Below are 20,254 nucleotides of genomic sequence, written 5' to 3'. Positions count from 1 at the left end.
CTGGGCCCGCCTCAAGCACCTGGCCTACCAGGCCAACACCACCGTCTACCAACTCAAGCAAGGACTGCTCGACGACTACCTGCGCCGCGAGCTGGCTCAGCCCACACTCCGGTTTGCGTAAGTCCTAGTAATATGAATCTTTAACAACACCGCTGACACATATCCCATCATTCAATAAATCAGCTCTTTGCCTACTTGTATAGATAGACAGAACTAAGAATCCTACTACCATCAAGATTCCCAATGCAGCTTGAATTATGGTGCGCATACCGCTTCACATACTGAAATCACCTGCTGTCAACTTGTAAGAAAGCACAACTTCCCACCTACCGCCACCCCCGCGCCGCCAGCTGCCGGGCGGCGGCGGGGCCATCCAGCCATTTCGATTCCAGGCCAGGGCCGCTGAGATAAAGGCAGCCACCCTCCCCCACTGTGCGGATAATGGCGCGGTACTGATCCGGGGGCAAAGCGGGGCAGCCGCGGCTGTTGCCGGCCTGGCCGTGGCGCTGCAGGTGCTGCCGGCTTACGTAGTCGGCGGCGTGCAGGACCACGTAGCGGCGCAGGGCGTTGTCGTTCTGGCCCGCGTCGAGGCCGCGCAGGCGGCGCGAGAGGCCGTGCTTGCCGCCGTAGGTGTCCTGAGTGCGGTAGAAGCCCAAGGCGGTGCAGGCCGATTTCATGACGTTGGAGAAGCGCCGGGCGCGCAGGTGACCCGAACCGCGGCCGTGCGCTACGTGGCTGCGGTGCAGCACCTCAGCCTTGCGTAAATCCAGCACCCATAGCCGCTGCTCGGAGGAAGGCAAGTCCATATCGGCCACGGCCAGAATGCCCGGCTGGCTGATTTTGCCGGCCTGGCGCAGCGTCAGGTAGCCCACGCAGGCCCGCTCCAGCACTTCCGGGCGCAGCATTTCCGCCTCGGGGCCCAGGCTGGCGCGCAGCTGCCGCACGGCCTGGCGCAATGAATCGGGCACGGCGGCCAGGGGCTCCAGGGGCGTCAGGCGCAGGGAATCGGGCAGAGCGGGCACGACGGGCGCGGCCACAGAATCGGGAGCCGGAACGGCGGCGACGGCAGCCCGGACGGCCGCCGGTTCGCCGGCCGAGGATTGGCAGCCGGCCAGCGCTACCGCCGCCAGCAGCAGGGCGGCTGACTGCCAACGGCCAAAACGGGAGCAGAACGTAGCGGTAGAAAGCATGGCATCGGGGTAAATACTGCCCGAAAATCCGCATTCGGTAAGCTGCATCCAAGCCAGCAGGCCTGGCACGACGGTCGGCGCACTACTTAACTAAGCGAAAAGCCTCTTTCCTGCTACGGAAAGAGGCTTTTGCGTTACCAACGCTTGCCGGAATAATACGGCGCGGAACGGGCGTGACTCCGGCAGCGCGCCGCGGCCTGCTGCTCCGCCAGCCGCCGCCGGGTGGGCAGCGGCACTGGCGGCGGCCCAACAGGTACCGATGAAGTTGGCAGGTTCAGCGACGCGGAAATCAGACCAGCGGGCAGAGCAGAATTTGAGAAAACTGACATGGGGAAGAAGCGTAGGGATGGAGAAAAAATGAGCGACTAGGTCCGGCCCGGCGGCTGCAAGCCGTCGGGCCGGTTGTTGCCAGGATTACCCGAACGACGCCGTACCAACGTCAGGGTACGACGACCGGCCCGACGGCTTGCAGCCGCCGGAAAGGGGCCGCTAAAACAGCACGCTGGCGTTGAGCTTGGCGAAAAACGGCGTGCCGGGCGTGAAGTGCAGCTCCTGCACCGGCGCGGCCTCGTTGCGCAGGCGGGTAGTAGTATCAAACTGAGCCTGGTTCCAGTCCACGTTCAGCAGGTTTTCCACGCTGGCTCCTACCTGGAAATGACGCCGGGTGTAGGTGGCCACGGCATCCAGCAGGAAGTAGCCCCGGGCCCGCACCGAGTTGTCCTCGTTGGCGGGGCGGGAGTTGATGTGGCGGTAGCGCAGGCTGGCGCTCAGGCCGCCGGGGCGGCGCAGCGTGAGGCCGCCCACGCTGGTAAACGTGGGGGCCAGCGGAATCCGGTTGGCCGCGCGGGGCTCACCCACCAGGCGGCCCTGGTTGAAATTCAGGTCCACATCAGCAAACAGGCTGCGGGTGAATTGGTAGCGGGCGGCCACATCGAGGCCATAGCGGCGGGTGCGGCCGGCGCTTTCCACCACGCCTTCGTCGCCCACGTACACCAGCTCATCCTGCAGGTGCAGGGCCCACAACGCCGTATTCACCACCAGCGTGGGCACGGGCTTGAACGTGCTGCCGGCCTCGTAGCCAATGGCGCGGGGCAGCACGTTGCCGGCCGGATTGGTTACCACGGCCCGGGCATCGTTGGAGTGAAACCCGAACCCCGAGCGCACAAACAGCTGCACGGCCGGCGTCACGTCGTAATACAGGTTCAGCTTGGGGCTTACCCGCGCCTTCCCGGCCCGGCCCGACAGCGAATCGACCCGGTCCTCGCGGAACCGGAAGCGGAAATAATCGGCCCGCAGGGCGGCGTTGAGCGTGAGCCGGTCGGTGAGGCTGAGCGTGGCGTCGAGGTAGCCGTTCAGGTTCTGTTCGTACACCCGGCCGGTTACGATGGTGTCAGTTACCACGCGCCGGACCGAGTTGCGCAGGGCCAGATCAATGTCGTCGAGGCGGGTACCCAGGCCGGCGGTGGTGCGCAGGCTGCGGCTGCCGAGCTGGAAATCCCGCTCGTAGGTGCCGGTGTAGCCCCAAATGTTGCGGCCGTCGGTCTGCCGGATCTGGTCCCCGTCTACCGGGTTGTTCAGGAAGAAGGTGAAGTTGGAGTACAGGTTGAAATCGTAGCGGGAATAGTACACCTGCTGGCGCAGCACGGCCGCGTGGGGCAGCTCGGTGGTAAGTACCGCCGAGGCGTTGGTGCGGCCGGTGGAGCCGCCCTCGGTGGGGTCGATGCTGCCGAAGCGCGAAATCAGCCCCTCCCGGATGGCTCGTTCCGGCACCTGGCCCGAGGCATCCCAGCGGGAGCTGAACCGGGAAGCCAGCAGCATCAGCGAGGTGCGGTCGGAGAGCTGACCGGTGTACTTGGCCAGCCCGTTGAACCGGTTGAAATGCTGCTTGGCGTCGAAGTAGGAGTTGGTGAAGTTGTACTCGGCGGCCACGTAGGCATTTTCGGGACCCTTGCCCAGCAGGTGGCCGTTCAGGGGCAGCAGGTTCACCAGAGCCACGGCCCGGCGGGTATCAAACTGGCCCAGCTCCACTTTCACCTGGCTTTGGTCGAGGCGGGTTTTGGTGGTGAACTCGCCGGCTCCGGCCGTGGCAAAATCCCCGAACCGGGCCGTATAGGGCCCTTTGTACACCCGCAACTGGTCCACGGTTTCGGGAATCACGAAGTGAAAATCAGCGTAGCCCTGGCCGTGGGCGTGGCTGACCATGTTCACCGGCAGCCCATCAATGCTCACGCTGAAGTCGGTGCCGTGGTCCACATCGAAGCCCCGGATGAAAATCTGCTCGGCCTTGCCCCCGCCCGCGTGCTGGGCAATAACGAGGCCCGGCACCAGCGGCAGCAGGTCCTGGGCCGAATTGACGGGCCGCAGCAGCTTATCGATGTTGGAAATGGCGGCCAGACTCTGGTTTGGGTCGCGGGGCTGGGCCACCGTTACTTCGGCCAGCGTGAGGGAAGTGGTCGGCAGCCGCAGCGTCATGGTGCCGGTTGCGCCGGCCGCCAGCGTCAGGGTGTGGGTGCGGGGCGCGAAGCCCAGGCCACTGGCCTGCACGGTGTAGGTGCCCGCCGGTAGCCCGCCCAGCCGAAACGTCCCAAATTCATCGGCCGTGGTGCCCCCGGGGCGGCCCAGCACCTGCACACTCACCCCGTGCAGCGGCCGGCCGGAAGCCGAATCGGCCACGGTGCCGCGCAGGGTAGCGGTATTCTGCGCCTGGACATTCTGCGCGCACAACGAAGCCGCCAGCCCCAGGCCGACGGATAAAATTCCATAAAAGTAGAGGCGCATACAGCCAGCATACGGCGCGCCCCCCGTCGGCCTATGGCCGGCCGGGGCGAAACGCCAAGTCAAAAGGATAAGAGGAAGCCGGGGCGCAGGGCACCAGGCTGGCGGGCCGCCCGTTTTCCGGGTGGCCCGGTCACTTATCCCTGCCGGGGTGGCTGGTCGATTCCGGCCGCAATGCCAGTCAGCAGCCCAGGCTCAGCCGGGCGCTGGTAGGCGCAAATAGTGGTAATCCGCACGCGGCCAATGCACGGCGTTTCCAGCAGGCAATGCAGGTCGATGCCCTTGCCGGCCGCCAGCAACTGAGCCGATTTTTCGGCCTTATGCTGCGCCTGCACCGCCTGCTGGTCGCCGTTGCAGGTATCAAAGCAGTCGAGGCGCAGGTAGTTCTGGTGCTGACACTCGGCGCTGTGCATGTAGGGGTGCGCAGCCGTTGGCCCCACCGGCTCCGGCCGCCCCACCAGGCCCGCGCCCAACCCCAGCAGGTAGGGCAGCAACAGCAGCAGGATGAGGCAGTGGCGGAGCATGGGGTTATTGGTTGTTAGTTGTCAGTTGTTAGTTGTCGGTTGCTGGTTGTCAGTTTTCGGTTGCCGGGTATGAGTTTCTGGAAAGAGTTGATAGAGCCTACAACAGAACACATAGAAGCTGAATACTGAAGGTCTGGCAACTGACAACCGATAACTGACAACTAAAAACTAACTCAGTCGCTCAATCGTCCAGTAGGCGGCCATGAGGCCGATGGCGACGGAGGCGGGCACCAGCACCCGGCGCTTGTACCAGGGTTTGTTGGCGGTCCAGCGGCCAATCAGCAGCCAGGCCAGCAGAATAACCGATATCTGCCCCAGCTCCACGCCCACGTTGAAAGCCACCAACGACTCCACAAACATAGCCTGCGGCAGCCCCAGGCCGGTTAGCGCCCCCGCAAACCCTAAGCCGTGCAGCAGCCCGAACCCGAACACCACCACAATGCGCCACGGATTCAGTTGCTCCACCACAATATTCTCGATGGCCACGAACAGAATAGACAGCGCAATGAGCGGCTCTACCAGACTGGCCGGCGGCGACACCATTCCGTACATGGCCAGCCCCAGCGTGATGGAATGCGCCACCGTGAAAGCCGTAGCCTGCCACAATACCGGTTTCAGGCGCGGCTCCAGCAGGTACAAACTCAGCACGAACAACACGTGGTCGATGCCCAGGGGCAGGATGTGGGTGTAGCCGAGCCGGAGGTAGGTGAAGAAGACGTCGGTGCGGGAAAGCTTGCTCAGGTCGGCATCCAGCACGTGCGCCGCGGCCAGCCCCGGCAGTAGCAGCAGGGCGGCGGGCAGTAGGTACCGAATGAGGCGCACGGAAGGCATCAGAAAGGGGGGTTGAACTCAACCTGCTATTATCCTAAGCGTGCGAAGGACCTCATCACACTGGAATAATAATCGTTCTGCGGTGACTCAGGTGTGATAAGGTCCTTCGCAAGCTCAGGATGACAGATAACAACTATTACCGCGCGGCCAGCAGCTGGCGGCCCTCGTCGGCGAGGTCGAGGGTGAGGTAGGGGTTGGTAGTCAGGGCCTGCTTGATCAGGGCCTGGCCTTCGGTGGTGCGGCCGTTTTTGGAGGCAATCAGGCCGGCCCGGCACAGCAGCGTGGGGGTACGGGAGTTGGTGCGGCGGGCGGCCTGCATATAAGTAGCGGCGGCGGCATATTCACCGCGTTTGTAATGAACCCAGGCCATGGTTTCATTCACGTCGATGTTGTCCGGGCGCCGGTCGTATTCAATTTTAGCGTGGCGCAGGGCTTTGTCCGGCTCCCCGGTTTTCAGGTAAGCGTAGGCCAGCTCCCGGTCGGCGTAGTGGCCCATGGCCTCGTTTTCGTCAGCTTCATTCGCGGCATCAGCCAGCATGGCAATGGCTTCGCGGGCCATGGCGCGGGCTTCGGCAGGCTGCCGGTTCCGGGCATAGAGGTCGGTCAGCTCGTCGGCGAAGGCGTAGTCCTTCACCGTGCTGCGCGCCTGTTTCAGGTACTCGATGGCCGCCGGATAATTCTGGCGGGCCTGTTCCACGCGGCCCAGCCCGGCCAGGGCATAAGCGTAGTGCGGACGGGCAGCCAGGGCCATGCGGTAGGCTTTCTCCGCTTGGGGCAGGTCGCCGGTGGTTTCGTAGAGGTGGCCCAGTGTCACGCGGGCCCACTCGGTTTGTTCCAGTCCGGCGTAGCCGGCCTGCACGGCCATCTGCATGGCCTCAATGGCCCCGGGCAAATCCCCGTGGATTTCGCGCAGGTAGGATACGCGCGAGTAGGAGCGCAGATCGGGGCGCACCTGATTCATCTTGTCGGCCATGCGTACGGCTTCGGGGTAGCGGCCCAGTTCCACGTTGGCGTCGCAGAGCAACCCGTACACGAAGGCATTATGCGGGTTCAGAACCACGGCTTTTTCGGCCACGGCCAGTCCTTCCGAGAAATGGTGCTGGGTCAGGCTCAGGGAAGCCTTGCAGCACAGGGCCTCGAAGTTTTCGGGCTCCTGGCGCAGGGCCTCATCCAGTAGCTGCATGGCGGCCGTATCGTAGTACGGATGGTCGCCCGTAACGCGGGCCTCCTGCATATAGGCTTCAGCCAGCAGCACTTTGGCTTTCACATCGTCGGGCCGGGCGCGCAGCCTGGCCAGCAGCCCCTGAATGGCGGCTTTGGTGTTGAGCCATTCCCCGCCCGCCGCCAGGTCGCCGTGGCGGTCCTTGAGGGTAGGTACGGGCTCGGGCTTCTGGGTCAGGAAAATAACAGCGCCGGCGGCTACAAACAGCGCAATCAGCAGCGGGTAGAGGTATTTTCTCACGTAGTCAGCTTAGGAAAGGGCAGGGAGCAGGGAAGGGAACCGGCACGCGGCCGGCTCCCTTCGTCGCCATTGACAAGATAGCCGAACTCACCCAGGGTCCGGCTATCCACCCGTCGTCAGCCGGCCAACTCATCATGGGTGAATGAGGCGGCCGGTTTCTGACGGAGTTTTAGCGGGTGTGCACCAGTTTCATGGATTGCAGCACGGTGCGGCCCGTGGCAATAGTGAGCACGTAGGTTCCGGCGGCTACTTCTGCCCCGGGCTTCCAGGCCAGATCGTACTTGCCGGGCTTGTGCAGCTTGCCGCTCACGAGCGTGGCTACGCGGCGGCCCGTCAGGTCGCTCACAAAAATGGTCAGCGCCGTGCGTTCCGCCACTTCGTAGTGCAGATTGGTTAGCTCCGCGAAGGGGTTGGGGTAGTTCTGGGCCGCGGCCACTACCGAGGGCTTCAGCCCCAGACCGGCGGCGCCCCGCTGAGACGTAATGGTGGTCTGGGCTTTGGTCCCGCTCCAGGGCGTCTGCTCGTAGGGGAAGGCGGCCCGGAAGGTGGTATCGTTGCTTTCGACGCCCGTGGTGAAGGCCAGGGCGCCGGCCAGGCCGGGCGAGCCGGCTTCGTAGGGCAGGCCAATGGCGGCCAGCACGATACCGCCCACGGCTTGCAGCTCAATGCGCGTCACGTCGTCCTCCAGGCGGCGGCCGTTGGGGAAGCCGTCCATGTTCGGGATGAACTCCAGGTTGGTGTTCATGTTATAGCGCGCGTCAGTGAGGCCCAGCACGGCGGCCTGCAGCAGCCCTTCGGAACTGAAATCGGGCGAGTTGCGGGGCGTAGTGGGCACGGCCATGTTCAGGCGGAGCATGTCGCCGCCCACGCCGGCGGGGGCGCCTACGTTGTCGATGAGGGGCAGAAAGTTGTTGATAAAGGGCTTACCTGGTGCCAGCGGCTGGCCGACCGGCTTGCCCGTAGCCAGCTGGTAGGGCCGCACGTTGGGCACGCCGGTATGGAAAATGGGCAGAATATCCACCGACCGGGGCTTGCCGGCCCGCAGCAGGTATTCACCGTATCCGTCGTTGGCTACTTTGGCGAAGGCGGTACCAGCTACATCGGCCGCCGGGACGTTCAGCAGACCGGATACGCCATCTTTACCGTTGGCGAAGTCGAAGTTGCCCAGGGAATTGCGCTGGATGCGCAGCTGCGAAAGACCGGGTACGGCCGTGCCAAAATACCCGGCCCCTTCGGCCATGTACAGGCCCAGCTCGGGGTTGGAGAGGTAATCTTCGGTTTCGGCGGCTTCCGTGTAGGGCGTAGCGGCGTTCCAGGCGTCTTTGGAGCCGATGGGCTGAATCACCTCGTTGGTCAGCGGCATGCCCAGGCGCGAAACCTGAATCCAGTTGCCGGAATGGGCCTGGGTGCCATCGGTGTTGAGGGTACGTACTGCCTGACGGCTGGCCGAGGCCCACACGCCGATGATGTAGTCCCCGTCGAGGATGTTAGCGGCCTGGGCCCCGGTTTTGCCGGTTTTCTGGAGCTTGGCAATCGGGATTTGCAGGGCGATGGTGTGGGTGTTCTTGCGGGCCACGCCGTCGCGGGCCGCCGCCGCGCGGATGCCACCCAAATCAAAAATACCGCCCAGATCCACGAAGAACGGATCATCTACCGGGCCGCAGAATACCTTGATGTCGGAGTCGACGGTGGTGATGGCGCCGGTCATCAGGCTTTCGTAGCTCGAAGCTCCCAGGCCGGCGGCCCCGGTAATGGAGCGCGGCCCCACGTTGGGCGGCGGCACCACCCCATCGGTTTTGAGGGAAGTAAACGCGCCGCCGTTCACGCTGCGCTCCAGCGTGTAGGTAGCCTTCAGGTTCTGCTTACCCAGCCGGATGTTGAAAAACGTGTCCGGGTCCTCGTTCACGCGCGTAAACGTGAAGCGGTAGGTGATGTCGTCGGCATTGGGTTTGCTGCCGTCGTTTTTAATGTGAATCTCGTAGCGTACGTTTTCGCCGAATGTGTTGTAGTTGGGCCCGCCCTGGGGCAGCTCCAGCGGAATGTAGTTGGCGATGATGTTGATCATTTCCGCGTTGTTGGGGTCGCGGAAGGCATACAGATCGGTGTTGTCGGCCAACGGGTCGTCGGCAATCAGGGGAGCTTCGCGGTGGCTGGAAGCTTCCAGGGGGGCGTGTTGCCCACTCCAGGCCAGCAGGGCGGCTACCGTAGTAGCGGCCAGCGCGATAGGCAGAATGGGACGCGTAAGTGTTTTCTTCATGATAAGGATAAGTGGGAAAGGGTGAAACAAACCGGCCCATCAGGGACAGCAAAACCACGAAGCAGCCCGTAGGCGCTGGAATTGCAAGAAGAAAACGGTGCGTAACGGCCGGGCCCGCAAGAGGCGCAGCTGCCTAGTAGAATAAGTCGCGCTATAACGGAGTCGCGAAGAGCAGCTATGATGTAATCTACAACACCCTACGCCACAGGAGTTAGGGCCGGATTCAAATAGCCCTAATCCTGTACGCCTTTTTTTCAGCTGCGGGAACTATTCGGTTTCAGCCCGCCTATAGCCCTATCCCTGCCGGCTCCCCGGGTCGGGTTGCCGCGCTTTTGTTGCGTAATTTTGGGTCTTTCGGGCGGGTAGCCGGTTATAGCCACTACGTCCCTCACTTCGCACGTTCCCTGAGGCGGGTTTCGGCCCGCTTTCCCCGCATATGGCCAAAGTTGCAATCAACCTTTCTACCGGCAGCATTCAGCAGGAAGAAATCATCGTCGGCATCGACCTGGGCACCACCAACTCCCTGGTGGCCTACATCCACCCCGAAAACCGCCAGCCTCTGGCCATCAACGACCAGGGCCGGGGTACCATCGTGCCCTCGGTGGTGCACTTCCCGGGCGGGGGCGACTCGCCGCTGGTGGGCACTGAAGCCAAGGAATACCTGCTCACCGACCCCCAAAACACGATTTACTCCGTCAAGCGCCTGCTGGGCAAGAGCTACCACGACGTGAACCAGCACGCCGGCGGCCTGGGCTACAAGGTGATTGACGACAACTCGGAGGGCATGGTCAAGATCCGGGTGGGCGAGCAGTTCTACTCCCCCATCGAGCTGTCGGCCGAAATCCTGAAGGAGCTGCGCGAGCGGGCCGAGCACGCCCTGAAAACGCCCGTCAACAAGGCCGTGATTACGGTGCCGGCCTATTTCAACGACTCCCAGCGCCAGGCCACCCGCGACGCCGGCCGCCTGGCGGGCCTGGAGGTGCTGCGCATTGTGAACGAGCCCACCGCCGCGGCCCTGGCCTACGGTATCGGCCTGAACCCCGACGAAGAGAAAACCGTGGCCGTGTACGACCTGGGCGGCGGCACCTTCGACGTGAGCATTCTGCGCCTGCACCAGGGCATTTTCGAGGTTCTGAGCACCAACGGCGACACCTACCTGGGCGGCGACGACCTCGACCGAATGGTGGCCGAGCACTGGACCGGCCAGCACAACCTCGCGGGCCAGCTCGCCGACAACGGCCCGCTGCGCCAGGAGCTGCGCCTGCTGGCCGAATCGGCCAAGCGCTACCTGAGCCAGCACGACGACTTCGCCGGCAACCTCGGCGACGACGTGGTGGTGCGCCTGACCCGAGCCGAGTTCGAGGACCTGATTCGCCCGCTGGTGGCGCGCACCATCGATTCCTGCCGCCGGGCCCTCACCGATGCCAACCTCACGGCCGGGCAGCTCGACGCGGTGCTGCTGGTGGGCGGCTCGACGCGGGTGCCGCTGGTGTACAACTCGGTATCCGAATTTTTTGGGCAGCCAGCCAACAACTCCCTCAATCCCGACGAAGTAGTGGCCCTGGGCGCGGCCATTCAGGCCGATATTCTGGCCGGCAACCGCCGCGACGTGCTCCTGCTCGACGTGACCCCGCTTACGCTGGGCATCGAAACGCTGGGCGGCCTGATGGACCCCATCATCCCGCGCAACTCCAAAATCCCGACTAAGGCCGGCCGCCAGTACACCACCAGCGTGGACGGGCAGGTGAACCTGAAGATTTCGGTGTACCAGGGCGAGCGGGACGTGGTGAAGGAAAACCGCAAGCTGGCTGAATTCGACCTGCGGGGCATTCCGGCCATGCCCGCCGGCCTGCCCAAGGTCGATGTCAACTTCCTGCTCAACGCCGACGGTATTCTCAAAGTAGAGGCCATTGAGCTGCGCTCGAATACCCGCCAGGAAGTCGAAATCAAGCCCCAGTACGGCCTCACCGATGAGCAGGTGGAGCAGATGCTGATGGACTCGCTCACCCACGCCCGCGAAGACGTGGCCGCCCGCATGGTGATTGAGGCCCGCACCGTGGCCGAGCAGATGCTCTACCAGGTGGAGCGCTTCGTAGCCAAGAACGGCCAGCACCTCACCCCCGAGGAAACCGCCCAGACCCAGGCCGGCGTGGTGAAGCTGCGCGCCGCCCTCGAAACCCAGGAAAAGGACGTCATCCTCAAAGCCGTCGACGAGCTGGAAGAACTCACCCGCCCCTTTGCCGAGCGCGTGATGAACATCAGCATCAGCCAGGCCATGGCCGGGAAGAAGATTGAGTAGGTTTTTTTAATGCGGGGAAAAGGGAATGTGAATAATGTGAGAAAATGTGCCAAATGTGAGCCCCGCACATTCTCCACATTTCCCCACATTATTCACATTCCTTTTCCCACATTATTCACATTCACTTCCCCATTCTCCACATTAAAAACATGCGTCGCCTCGCCCAGCTTGCCCAACAGCCCAGCCGCCGGATTATCGGATTGATGTCGGGGACTTCGCTCGATGGGCTGGATGTGGCTTTGTGCCGCCTGCACGGGTACGGGCCGGCTACGCGGCTGGAGCTGGAGCACTTTGCCACGGTGCCCTACTCCGACGACGTGCGGCACCGCATCCGGCAGGTGTTTGCCCGGGAGCAGGTGAGTCTGGAATACCTGACCCTGCTCAATCCCTGGCTGGGCCGCCTGCACGCCGGGATGGTGCTGGACTGCCTGCGTGAGTGGCAGGTGCCCCCCGCCGCAGTGGACCTGCTAGCCAGCCACGGCCAGACCGTTTTCCACGCCCCCGCTCACCAGCACCAGCACCCCGATTTCGAGGGCCTGAACGCCACCCTCCAACTCGGCGACGCCGACCATTTGGCCGTGGCCACCGGTATCATCACGCTCAGCGACTTTCGGCAGAAGCACGTGGCGGCCGGCGGCGAAGGCGCGCCCCTGGCCGTGTACGGCGACTATCTGCTGCTGAGCAGTGCTGCCGAGGAACGCCTGCTGCTCAACCTGGGCGGTATTGCCAACTTCACCTACCTGCCCCGGGCCGGCGCAGCCGCCTCCACGGCCTTCAGCACCGATACCGGCCCCGGCAACACCATGCTCGACGCCACCGTGCGCGCCCACTGGCCCCACCTGAACTACGACGAAGACGGCCGCCTCGCCGCCGCCGGCCAGGCCCACCCCGCCCTACTGGTCGCTTTGCTGGACCACCCGTTCTTCGGGGCGGAACTGCCCAAAACCACCGGCCCGGAGCTGTTCGGCCCCGCCTACCTGCACGCGGCCCAGACCCAGACCAACACCCTCGCCCTGCCCCTGCCCGACCTGCTGGCCACCCTGGTGGAGCTGAGCGCCGCGGGCGTGGCCCGGGCGGCTCATCAGGCGTTCGGGCCGCAGCCGGCCCTGGCCGTGTACGTGAGTGGCGGCGGGGCTCACAATCCCACCCTGCTCACGGCCCTGCAACGCCACCTGCCCGCCTGCTGCTTCGCCTCTACCGCCACCCTGGGCGTGCTGCCCGATGCCAAAGAAGCCATTCTGTTCGCCCTGCTGGCCAACGAAACCGTGGCCGGCCAGCCCCTGAGCCTCGGTGCCGGCCGCCAGCGCATCCCCGCCGTGCGGCTGGGCAAAATCTCCCTGCCGGATTGAAATGCGTGAGGTGAGGAAGCAGAGAGGTAATGAATGGGGAAAGCTCATTCACTACTTCTCTACTTCACCAACTCGATGATGCGGAATTCCTGAATCTGACGGGCGGTGGAATCGGGGAAGGATATGTCGAGCTGGAGGTGGGGACCCGGGCGGAGCGTATCGGCGCGGTAGGTGAAGGCCACGAAGGGCTGTACTACTTCGTCGTCGCGCAGGCGGAAACCCAGCTTGTAGAGGTCGATGGCGGGGCCGTACTGACGGGTGTGCGCCAGCAAGGGCAGGGTGGCGGTCCGGAAGGCCGCGGCCGGCAAGGCGGCCTGGGCGGCCGGACTCAGCCAGGCGTAGGCGGAATCCCAGTTGCCGGCCAGCACCGCCAGCAGAAACTGCCGGGCCACCTGCACCTGGGAGGGCGGCTCCGCCGACGGAGCCGCCAGCGTCTGCGCCGCGGCCGGACTACCCAACAGCCCCAGGGTTACCAGGCTGCCGGTCAGGAAATGCTTGAGACGGAAACGGAATGCCTTCATGGCAGGAAGATACGCAACCGGCAGCTCCGGCAGCCGGGGCAGCCGAAGGCCGGCCCCGGCCGCGCGGTTACAGCCCCGGCTCTATTCCACCTGCACGCGGCGGGTGGCGTTGAGGCCCTTACCCGTCAGGCGCAGCAGGTAAATACCCCGGGCCAGGTTTCGGGTATCGAACACTTCTTCCCGGCGCGGACCGGTCAGGTGCAGGGCGCGGCGGTCCACTTCCCGGCCCAGTGCGTCCAGCAGGTGCAGCTCGGCCTTCTGGCCCTTGGCGGGCCCTTCCAGCAGCACCCGGAACGACTGCCCGGCCACCGTTGGGTTGGGCGCAACGTTGAGCGTGAGGCCGGCCAGCTGCTCGTCGCGCGCGTTCTGGATAACGGTTACCGTCAGGGGCAGGGCGGCTACGTTGTTGCTCTCGTTGTTTTCCCCGATGTCCTGCACGTAATCTGACACGAACAACACGTGGTAGAAGCCGGCCGTGAGCGTGTTGGCGAGTACAAACCGGGCCGTCACCGGCAGCTGGGTACCCGGGTCGAGCTCCGAGGCCTGAAAATTACCCAGCAGCACGTCGTTGCTGCTGAACACGGTATCAGCAGAGAGGTAGAAGCCCACCACGCTCGGCGGAGCAGACTCGGTGCCCCCGTTGCTCAGCTCACAGGTGGCCGTGAGCACCGTGCCCGCCGTGCGGCTGCTGTGCGAGAGCACCGGCCGCTGGATGCGCAAATCGGGCAGCGGTGGCACCGTGATTTCCAGCGTAGTGGCCAGCACGTTGTTGTTTTCGTTGCTCTCGGCTACCGTATTGCGGGGGTCGGCCACGTGCAGCAGGTAGTACACGCCGCCCGCCGTGGTACCGGGAATCATCACCTGCCCGCCGCGGATATCGTTCTGGTTGGCCGGCAGCGTCCAGCCCGGCAGTTCGCCCAGCAGCACATCGGCCGCATCCAGGATGTTGTCGGTGGAGAGGTAGTAGCCCAGGTTGCTGCTGCCGGCCTCCGAAGCGCCCTGGTTGCGGATGCCCGTCTGCACATACAGCTGACTGCCCGCCAGAGCAGTGCCCGAGGTAGTATAGGGCAGGAAGGGCGCCAGGTCCGGCTGCGTGCTCGAGCCCGATACGCAGGATACGACCACCTCGAAGCCCGCGTAGGTGCTGTAATTACTGGAAGTAAAAACCAGCGTGAGGCTGCCGCTGCTGTTGGTAGCCGTGATAACTCCCGGCGAGGAATAGTACACCCCAATCAGCGGGGCGCTGGTAGTGGCCCCGTCGTACACCGTGAGCTGGTCGCAACACCCGTCGAGCTGGAGGAAGTTGAAGCCCAGCTGCACTTTGCTGCCCGCCGTGCCGGGGTTGATGACGAGGGTGCCGTTGGCGTTGTTGCCGTAGTTGTTCGGGCCGCCGTGGTCGTACACGATGGTGTTGCAGGTGGTGATGGTGGCCGTGCCGGAATACGGCACCACCGTGCCCGTAAAGGGCGGGGCCACCAACAGGGCGGCGCTGGCCACGTTGTTGGCTTCGTCGGTTTCCACTACCTGGTTCTGGTAGTCGGCCACGAACAGTACGTAGTAATTACCGGGCGTAGTGGTGGCAGGAATGGTGAGCGTGGTATTGAAGCTGTTGTAGCCGCCGGCGTATAGCGTACCACCGGGGGCAGTGCCCAGCAGCACGTCGGTGGCGCTGAGCGTGGCGTCGGTGGAAAGATAGTAGCCCATGCTGCTGCTGCCGGCACTGGAGTTCCCCCTGTTCAGCAGATAGCTGTCGGCCGTGATGGCCAGGCCCGCCGGGGTTGAGTTCTGTCCCAGCCGGACCTGCTCCACGGTCAGGTCGATGGTGGGTGGCAGCACGGCCAATGCCGCGCTGCTCACGTTGTTGGTTTCGTTGGTTTCCGCCTCCTTGTTCTGGCCGTCGGCCACGAACAGCACGTAGTACGCGCCGGGTACCGTGCCCGCGGGCACCGTGAACGATCCGCCGCGGTAATCCCGGTAGCCGCCGTACAGGGAGCCCCCGGCAGCAGTGCCCAGCAGCACGTCGGCGGCGCTGAGCGTGGCATCGGTGGAGAGGTAGAAGCTCACGTCGGAAGTGGCGGCCGTGGTTAGGCCCTGGTTCTGAACGGAGCAGTTCGTATACACGTAGCCGCCCGCCAGGGTGGCGTTCGGGCTCAGGTAAGGCTGCGCCACAATCAGATCTACCGAGGGCAGGGCCACGGTCAGGGCCACGCTGGTCACGTTGTTGGTTTCGTTGGTTTCGCTTACCTGGTTCTGGTCATCGGCCACGAACAGCACGTAGTAGCTGCCCGGCGTAGCCCCCGCAGGGACTCTGAACTGCAGGTAGAGGTAATAATAGCTGCCCCCGTCTATCGGTCCCACGCTTTCCGTCGTCAGCTGCACATCATTGGCGCTGAGCGTGGCATCGGTGGAAAAGTACACGCCCAGGCGGCTGGTGGCGGCCGTGGTGTTGCCCTGGTTGGCCACGTAGGGCGAACTCGTTACCGCGCTGCCCGCCGTAACGGTCGTCTGGTTGAGTTGCACTTGGTTCACGGTCAGGTCGACGCTGGGCGTGACGACCATCAGGGCCTGGGCGCTGACGTTGTTGGCCTTATTGGTTTCCGGCACCTGGTTCTGGTAGTCGGCCACGAACAGCACGTAGTAGCTGCCCGGCGTGGTGGTGGCCGGCACGGTGGCGTAGGTGCTGGTGTAGTTGCCGTAGTAGCCGCCCGTCAGCGGGCCACCGTAGGAGGAGCCCAGCAGCACGTCGTTGGCGCTGAGCGTGGCGTCGGCCGACAGGTAGTAGCCCACGTTGCTGCTGCTGGCCGTGGCGTTGCCATCGTTAGTTACGTAGCACGAAAGCCCTACCGAGCTGCCCGGCGTGGTGGAAGACGTGCTCAGGTAAGCCTGCTGAATCGCCAGATCGACGTAGGGCGCAAGCACGGTCAGGCTTACGCTGCTGGTGTTGTTGGCCTCGTTGCTTTCCGCTACCTGATTCTGATAATCGGCTACGAACAGCACGTAGTAGCTGCCCGCCGTCACCGCGGCCGGCACCGGCAGGTAGGCCGACTGATAGCTGATCTGGTTGCCGCCGACACTGTATCCGTAGGAAGTACCCAGGAGCAGGTCGTTGGCGCTAAGCGTGGCATCGGTGGAGAGGTAGTAGCCTAGGTTGCTGCTGGCAGCGGTGGCACCCGAAAGGTTCTGCAGCGAACAACTGAGCGACAACGAGTTGCCGGCCGTGATGGCCTGGGGCTGGGCCGTCGGCGCCTGAATCGTCAGATCGGGCAGGGGCACGGACGTGACGCAGGAAACAGTGGCCGCAAATCCGCTGTACTGGGCCGAGTAGTCGCTGGAGAAGCGCACCGTGAGCTTGCCCGTGCTGTTGGTAGCGTACACCGTGAACGGACTGAGGTAGCCCGTATACGTCCCGATGAGGGGGGCATTCGCGTTGCTGCCATCGTACACGCTGATGTAGTCGTAGCCGCTCTCCAGGGCCACGGCGGTGAAATCAAGCCGGATTTTCCGGCCCGCAGTGGCCGGGGTCAGCGTCACGGTGCCGTTGGCTCCGGCCGAGTAGGAGCCGTTGGGGCCGCCGTCGTCGTAGAGCGTGCCGCTGCAGGTAGTGTAGGCAACCGTGCCCGAGGCAGGCACGCGGTAGGTCTGGGCCGCCGCCGGGGCCGCCAGGCCGGCCAGCAACAGCAAGGCCAGCAACCGGGGCCAGCGGCAAATCAGAAGGTAGAGGTGGGTCATATGCCCGCAGCTAAAGGATGAGAACTAAACGACAAAACCAGCCACCCCGGCTCCGGTCGGGAGCGGGCAGGCTGGTTATACAAGGCAGGCAGCGAGGAGCCGCGGGCGGGGGAGCTTACTCCTCCCCTTCGGACTGGGGTACCAGAATAAATACGTCTTCACCGGGGCGTTTCATAATGTATTTCTCACGGGCGAATTTCTCCAGCAGCTCCGGGCTGCTCAGCAGCTCGGCCCGCTCTTTCTTCACCGTTTCAATATTGCTCAGATAATAATCCCGCTCATCTTCCAGCTCGCGGAGCTTGGCGTACATATCGTACTGGCGGACAAAGTCGTTGGAGTCGAACACGAACATCCAGACCAGAAAGCCCAGCCCTACATAAAAGTAGAAACTCCGCAGAAAGCCCGGAATGCGCAGGAAGAACTCTTTGGCCGACATACCCAAAGATACAGGCTATTTCCCCGGATAAAAAAGCCGCCCCGGCGGCCCGGCCCGCCACCCCCAAACCAAACGGTACCGCCGCCCCAGGGCAACGGTACCGCGTGCTTGGCCGACCAAAGAAATCGGCGAAACGAGGGGGAAGCAGCGCCGATCCGCGCTTTACATTTTGCGACCGGGGAAGTAGGCCACTTCGCCCAGCTCCTCCTCAATGCGCAGCAGCTGGTTGTACTTGGCCATGCGGTCGGAGCGCGAGGCCGAGCCGGTCTTGATCTGGCCGGTGTTCAGGGCCACGGCCAGGTCCGAGATGGTGTTGTCCTCCGTTTCGCCCGAGCGGTGGCTCATGATGCTCTTGTAGCCGTGGCGGCGGCCCAGGTTGATGGCGTCAATCGTTTCCGAGAGCGTACCAATCTGGTTCACTTTGATGAGGATGGCGTTGGCAATCTGCTCATCGATGCCGCGCTGCAGGCGGTTCACGTTGGTCACGAACAGGTCGTCGCCCACCAGCTGGGTGGTGCTGCCGATGCTCTCGGTCAAGGCCTTCCAGCCGCTCCAGTCGTCCTCGTCCATGCCATCCTCGATGCTGATGATGGGGTATTTCTTGGTCCAGTCGGTCCAGTAGCTCACCATTTCCGAGGAGGTCAGCTTGTCGCCGGTGCTCTTCTTGAAGTGGTAATGGCCGTCCTGGTAGAACTCCGAGGCCGCGGCGTCCATGGCAATCATCACGTCGTCGCCGGGCTTGTAGCCGGCCTTCTCGATGGCCTGGAGCACAATCTTGATGGCGTCCTCGTTGCTCTTGATGTTCGGCGCAAAGCCACCCTCGTCGCCCACGTTGGTGCTGAAGCCCTGCTTTTTGAGCACTTCCTTCAGGTGGTGGAAGATTTCGGTACCCCAACGCAACGCCTCCGAGAAGCTCGGCGCGCCCACGGGCATGATCATGAACTCCTGGAAGTCGATGCTGTTGTCGGCGTGCGAGCCCCCGTTGAGGATGTTCATCATCGGCACGGGCAGCGTGGTGGCATTCACCCCGCCTACGTATCGGTAGAGCGGCATGCCGGCCTCGGCGGCAGCGGCGCGGGCAATGGCCAGCGAAGCCCCCAGAATGGCGTTGGCGCCCAGGTTGGCCTTGTTGGGCGTCCCATCGAGCTCCAGCATGATTTTATCGAGCAGGCCCTGCTCGAACACCGAGAAGCCCACCAGCTCCTCGGCAATTTTGGTGTTCACGTTCTCCACCGCCTGCAGCACGCCCTTGCCCATGTACTTGGCCTTGTCGTTGTCGCGCAGTTCCACGGCTTCGTGCTTGCCGGTGCTGGCCCCGCTCGGTACGGCGGCGCGGCCCACAGTGCCGCTGTCGGTGGTCACGTCCACTTCAACCGTCGGATTGCCGCGCGAGTCAAAAATCTGGCGAGCGTGGATTTCGGTGATGATGCTCATACGAAAATGGGTTTAGGAAACGGATTGCAATGTTGCGTAATGGCTCCCACGCCATCAGGCCGCAAGGTAAATAGTATCCCCGACCTTTCAGCCTCAGAATTTGGGGCACCTCCCCCACCCGGCTTCCTTCTCCCAGGCCGGTGCGCGGCCCGCGCTGGTTCCGGCGAGGCCTCCGTTACAGCCATCGTGGCTCCAGCACGGGCCAATTAGGGTATAAGGTCGGCCCTATCACTCCGACCAGGCGCCAACCCGGCCCGATCAAGTTCCTCCGAGCAGCAACACCGGGCCTCCGAACACCGGCATCGACCCTCCGAACACCGACCTTGGGCCTCTGAACACTGGCGTTGGGCCTCCGAGCATCAACACCGGACCGCTGAACACCGGCATTGAGCTTCTGAACACCGACGTTGGGCCTTTGTACACCAGTAGTAGTCCTCGGAGCAGCCACGTCGGGCTTCTGCGGATCAACATCGTCCTCATCTTCCCTTCCAGACCAGCATGACAGCAGCATGGGGCGGCCCATTGGTCTGCCTGGCCTCCCCTGCTGCCGCTGGCGGGGCGGCCTGCTACCGGACCGATGCGGCGTCGCCCGGCCCCAGAGCTATAAAAAAAAGACCCGCCGGGTGGCGGGCCTTTTTTACGGACTGGCAGGAAGCAAGAGCTTCCGAAACCGGACTACTCGGCGGCTTTCTCCTCGCGGGTTTCGCCTTCCTTCAGGGTTTCGGTAGCCGTATCCTCGGGAGCCGAAACTTCCGTGGCAGCTGCCTTGGCCTTCTTGGCGGGCTTGGCTTCGGCCACTACCTCAGCCGACGAATCGCCTTCGCCAGCGGTAGCTTCCGTGGTAGCTTTCTTGCCACCGCTGCGGCGCGAGCGACGCGTCGTAGCCTTGGCTTCGCCGGCGTTCTTGGCCTCCAGCATGGTTTCGTTGAAGTCCACCAGCTCAATGATGCACATGTCGGCGTTGTCGCCCAGACGGGACTGGCTCAGCTTGATGATGCGGGTGTAACCACCGGGACGGCCGGCAATTTTAGCCGAAACGTTGTCGAACAGCTCCTTCAGCACTTCCTTGTTGCCCAGGGTCGAGAAAACGAGGCGACGCGAGTGCGTCGTGTCGTTCTTCGACTTGGTGAGCAGGGGCTCCACGTACTGGCGCAGGGCCTTGGCCTTGGCTACCGTGGTAGTGATGCGCTTGTGCAGGATGAGGGAGGAGGCCATGTTCGAGAGCATGGCGTTGCGGTGCGAGGACGTACGACCGAGGTGGTTGAAGGATTTACCGTGACGCATAAAAAAGAAAGAAACGTACGCTTGCGGGCAACGACCACGGCGGAAAGAGCCCGAAGGCTACTCTCTCATTAGAACCGCTGCCCCTGGGGCGCACTAATTGGAAATGTGAAAAAGTCTGCAAATGTACGGAATAGTAGGTCACAAAAAATGTGCTGCCGTGGAA

13 protein-coding genes and 1 pseudogene are annotated in these 20,254 nt (G+C 63.6%); 3 read left to right on the top strand and 11 right to left on the bottom strand.

The genetic code is table 11. The annotated features are described in order from the left end of the window. A pseudogene (locus tag KLP40_RS21715) lies at positions 1–121 on the top strand (IS701 family transposase); the annotation flags it as partial. Between the two features lie 205 nt (positions 122–326). Here KLP40_RS21715 and KLP40_RS16655 read toward each other — a convergent pair. The 6 genes from KLP40_RS16655 to KLP40_RS16630 form a co-directional block, all read right to left on the bottom strand. Next, on the bottom strand, positions 327–1,190 hold the full coding sequence (locus KLP40_RS16655; protein ID WP_215594957.1) for a murein L,D-transpeptidase catalytic domain family protein: 864 nt from the start codon (positions 1,188–1,190) through the stop codon (positions 327–329). Between the two features lie 489 nt (positions 1,191–1,679). Further along, on the bottom strand, positions 1,680–3,968 hold the full coding sequence (locus tag KLP40_RS16650; protein ID WP_215594956.1) for a TonB-dependent receptor: 2,289 nt from the start codon (positions 3,966–3,968) through the stop codon (positions 1,680–1,682). Between the two features lie 134 nt (positions 3,969–4,102). Next, positions 4,103–4,489: a hypothetical protein gene (locus KLP40_RS16645; protein WP_215594955.1), complete on the bottom strand. Its 387-nt coding sequence runs from the start codon at positions 4,487–4,489 to the stop codon at positions 4,103–4,105. Positions 4,490–4,657: 168 nt separating this feature from the next. Then, a complete protein-coding gene (locus tag KLP40_RS16640) occupies positions 4,658–5,320 on the bottom strand; it encodes a HupE/UreJ family protein (RefSeq protein ID WP_246558944.1) in 663 nt (220 codons plus the stop codon). Between the two features lie 136 nt (positions 5,321–5,456). After that, entirely contained in the window at positions 5,457–6,782 is a 1,326-nt protein-coding gene (locus KLP40_RS21565) for a tetratricopeptide repeat protein (protein ID WP_215594954.1), read from the bottom strand. 169 nt (positions 6,783–6,951) lie between these two features. Then, a complete protein-coding gene (locus tag KLP40_RS16630; RefSeq protein WP_215594953.1) occupies positions 6,952–9,039 on the bottom strand; it encodes a DUF4331 family protein in 2,088 nt (695 codons plus the stop codon). Between the two features lie 436 nt (positions 9,040–9,475). On the opposite strand from KLP40_RS16630, the gene hscA reads away from it, so the two are divergent. Beyond that, the gene (gene hscA, locus KLP40_RS16625; RefSeq protein ID WP_215594952.1) at positions 9,476–11,338 is read left to right on the top strand and encodes a Fe-S protein assembly chaperone HscA; all 1,863 of its coding nucleotides are present in this window, start codon (positions 9,476–9,478) and stop codon (positions 11,336–11,338) included. Between the two features lie 149 nt (positions 11,339–11,487). Beyond that, positions 11,488–12,687 carry an anhydro-N-acetylmuramic acid kinase gene (locus KLP40_RS16620; RefSeq protein ID WP_215594951.1) on the top strand — a complete coding sequence of 400 codons (1,200 nt, stop codon included), beginning with the start codon at positions 11,488–11,490 and terminating at the stop codon, positions 12,685–12,687. Positions 12,688–12,746: 59 nt separating this feature from the next. Here the strand turns inward: KLP40_RS16620 and KLP40_RS16615 are convergent, their stop codons facing one another. The 5 genes from KLP40_RS16615 to rplQ all read right to left on the bottom strand — a co-directional run bounded on the left by KLP40_RS16615 (position 12,747) and on the right by rplQ (position 20,091). Then, on the bottom strand, positions 12,747–13,208 hold the full coding sequence (locus KLP40_RS16615; RefSeq protein ID WP_215594950.1) for a hypothetical protein: 462 nt from the start codon (positions 13,206–13,208) through the stop codon (positions 12,747–12,749). A gap of 81 nt (positions 13,209–13,289) precedes the next feature. Continuing rightward, entirely contained in the window at positions 13,290–16,937 is a 3,648-nt protein-coding gene (locus KLP40_RS16610; RefSeq protein ID WP_215594949.1) for a CARDB domain-containing protein, read from the bottom strand. Positions 16,938–17,052: 115 nt separating this feature from the next. Continuing rightward, the gene (locus KLP40_RS16605; RefSeq protein ID WP_215594948.1) at positions 17,053–17,373 is read right to left on the bottom strand and encodes an FtsB family cell division protein; all 321 of its coding nucleotides are present in this window, start codon (positions 17,371–17,373) and stop codon (positions 17,053–17,055) included. A gap of 162 nt (positions 17,374–17,535) precedes the next feature. After that, a complete protein-coding gene (eno, locus tag KLP40_RS16600) occupies positions 17,536–18,807 on the bottom strand; it encodes a phosphopyruvate hydratase (protein ID WP_215594947.1) in 1,272 nt (423 codons plus the stop codon). A gap of 675 nt (positions 18,808–19,482) precedes the next feature. Then, positions 19,483–20,091, bottom strand: coding sequence for a 50S ribosomal protein L17 (gene rplQ / locus KLP40_RS16595; protein WP_215594946.1), 609 nt, complete (start codon positions 20,089–20,091; stop codon positions 19,483–19,485). Positions 20,092–20,254 lie beyond the last annotated feature (163 nt).

The sequence above is a fragment of the Hymenobacter piscis genome (assembly GCF_018760735.1).
In the GTDB taxonomy this organism is placed as follows: domain Bacteria; phylum Bacteroidota; class Bacteroidia; order Cytophagales; family Hymenobacteraceae; genus Hymenobacter; species Hymenobacter piscis.
The sequence above is the reverse complement of the archived record's forward strand: the minus strand, read 5'-3'. Positions and strand labels throughout refer to the sequence as shown.

Bases quoted from the DNA above. Each gene is read 5' to 3' on its own strand.
- KLP40_RS16630 (WP_215594953.1), bottom strand. From the start codon at position 9,039: ATGAAGAAAACACTTACGCGTCCCATTCTGCCTATCGCGCTGGCCGCT.
- KLP40_RS16605 (WP_215594948.1), bottom strand. From the start codon at position 17,373: ATGTCGGCCAAAGAGTTCTTCCTGCGCATTCCGGGCTTTCTGCGGAGT.
- KLP40_RS16655 (WP_215594957.1), bottom strand. From the start codon at position 1,190: ATGCTTTCTACCGCTACGTTCTGCTCCCGTTTTGGCCGTTGGCAGTCA.
- KLP40_RS16640 (WP_246558944.1), bottom strand. From the start codon at position 5,320: ATGCCTTCCGTGCGCCTCATTCGGTACCTACTGCCCGCCGCCCTGCTG.
- hscA (WP_215594952.1), top strand. From the start codon at position 9,476: ATGGCCAAAGTTGCAATCAACCTTTCTACCGGCAGCATTCAGCAGGAA.
- KLP40_RS16645 (WP_215594955.1), bottom strand. From the start codon at position 4,489: ATGCTCCGCCACTGCCTCATCCTGCTGCTGTTGCTGCCCTACCTGCTG.
- KLP40_RS16650 (WP_215594956.1), bottom strand. From the start codon at position 3,968: ATGCGCCTCTACTTTTATGGAATTTTATCCGTCGGCCTGGGGCTGGCG.
- KLP40_RS16615 (WP_215594950.1), bottom strand. From the start codon at position 13,208: ATGAAGGCATTCCGTTTCCGTCTCAAGCATTTCCTGACCGGCAGCCTG.
- rplQ (WP_215594946.1), bottom strand. From the start codon at position 20,091: ATGCGTCACGGTAAATCCTTCAACCACCTCGGTCGTACGTCCTCGCAC.
- KLP40_RS16610 (WP_215594949.1), bottom strand. From the start codon at position 16,937: ATGACCCACCTCTACCTTCTGATTTGCCGCTGGCCCCGGTTGCTGGCC.
- KLP40_RS16620 (WP_215594951.1), top strand. From the start codon at position 11,488: ATGCGTCGCCTCGCCCAGCTTGCCCAACAGCCCAGCCGCCGGATTATC.
- eno (WP_215594947.1), bottom strand. From the start codon at position 18,807: ATGAGCATCATCACCGAAATCCACGCTCGCCAGATTTTTGACTCGCGC.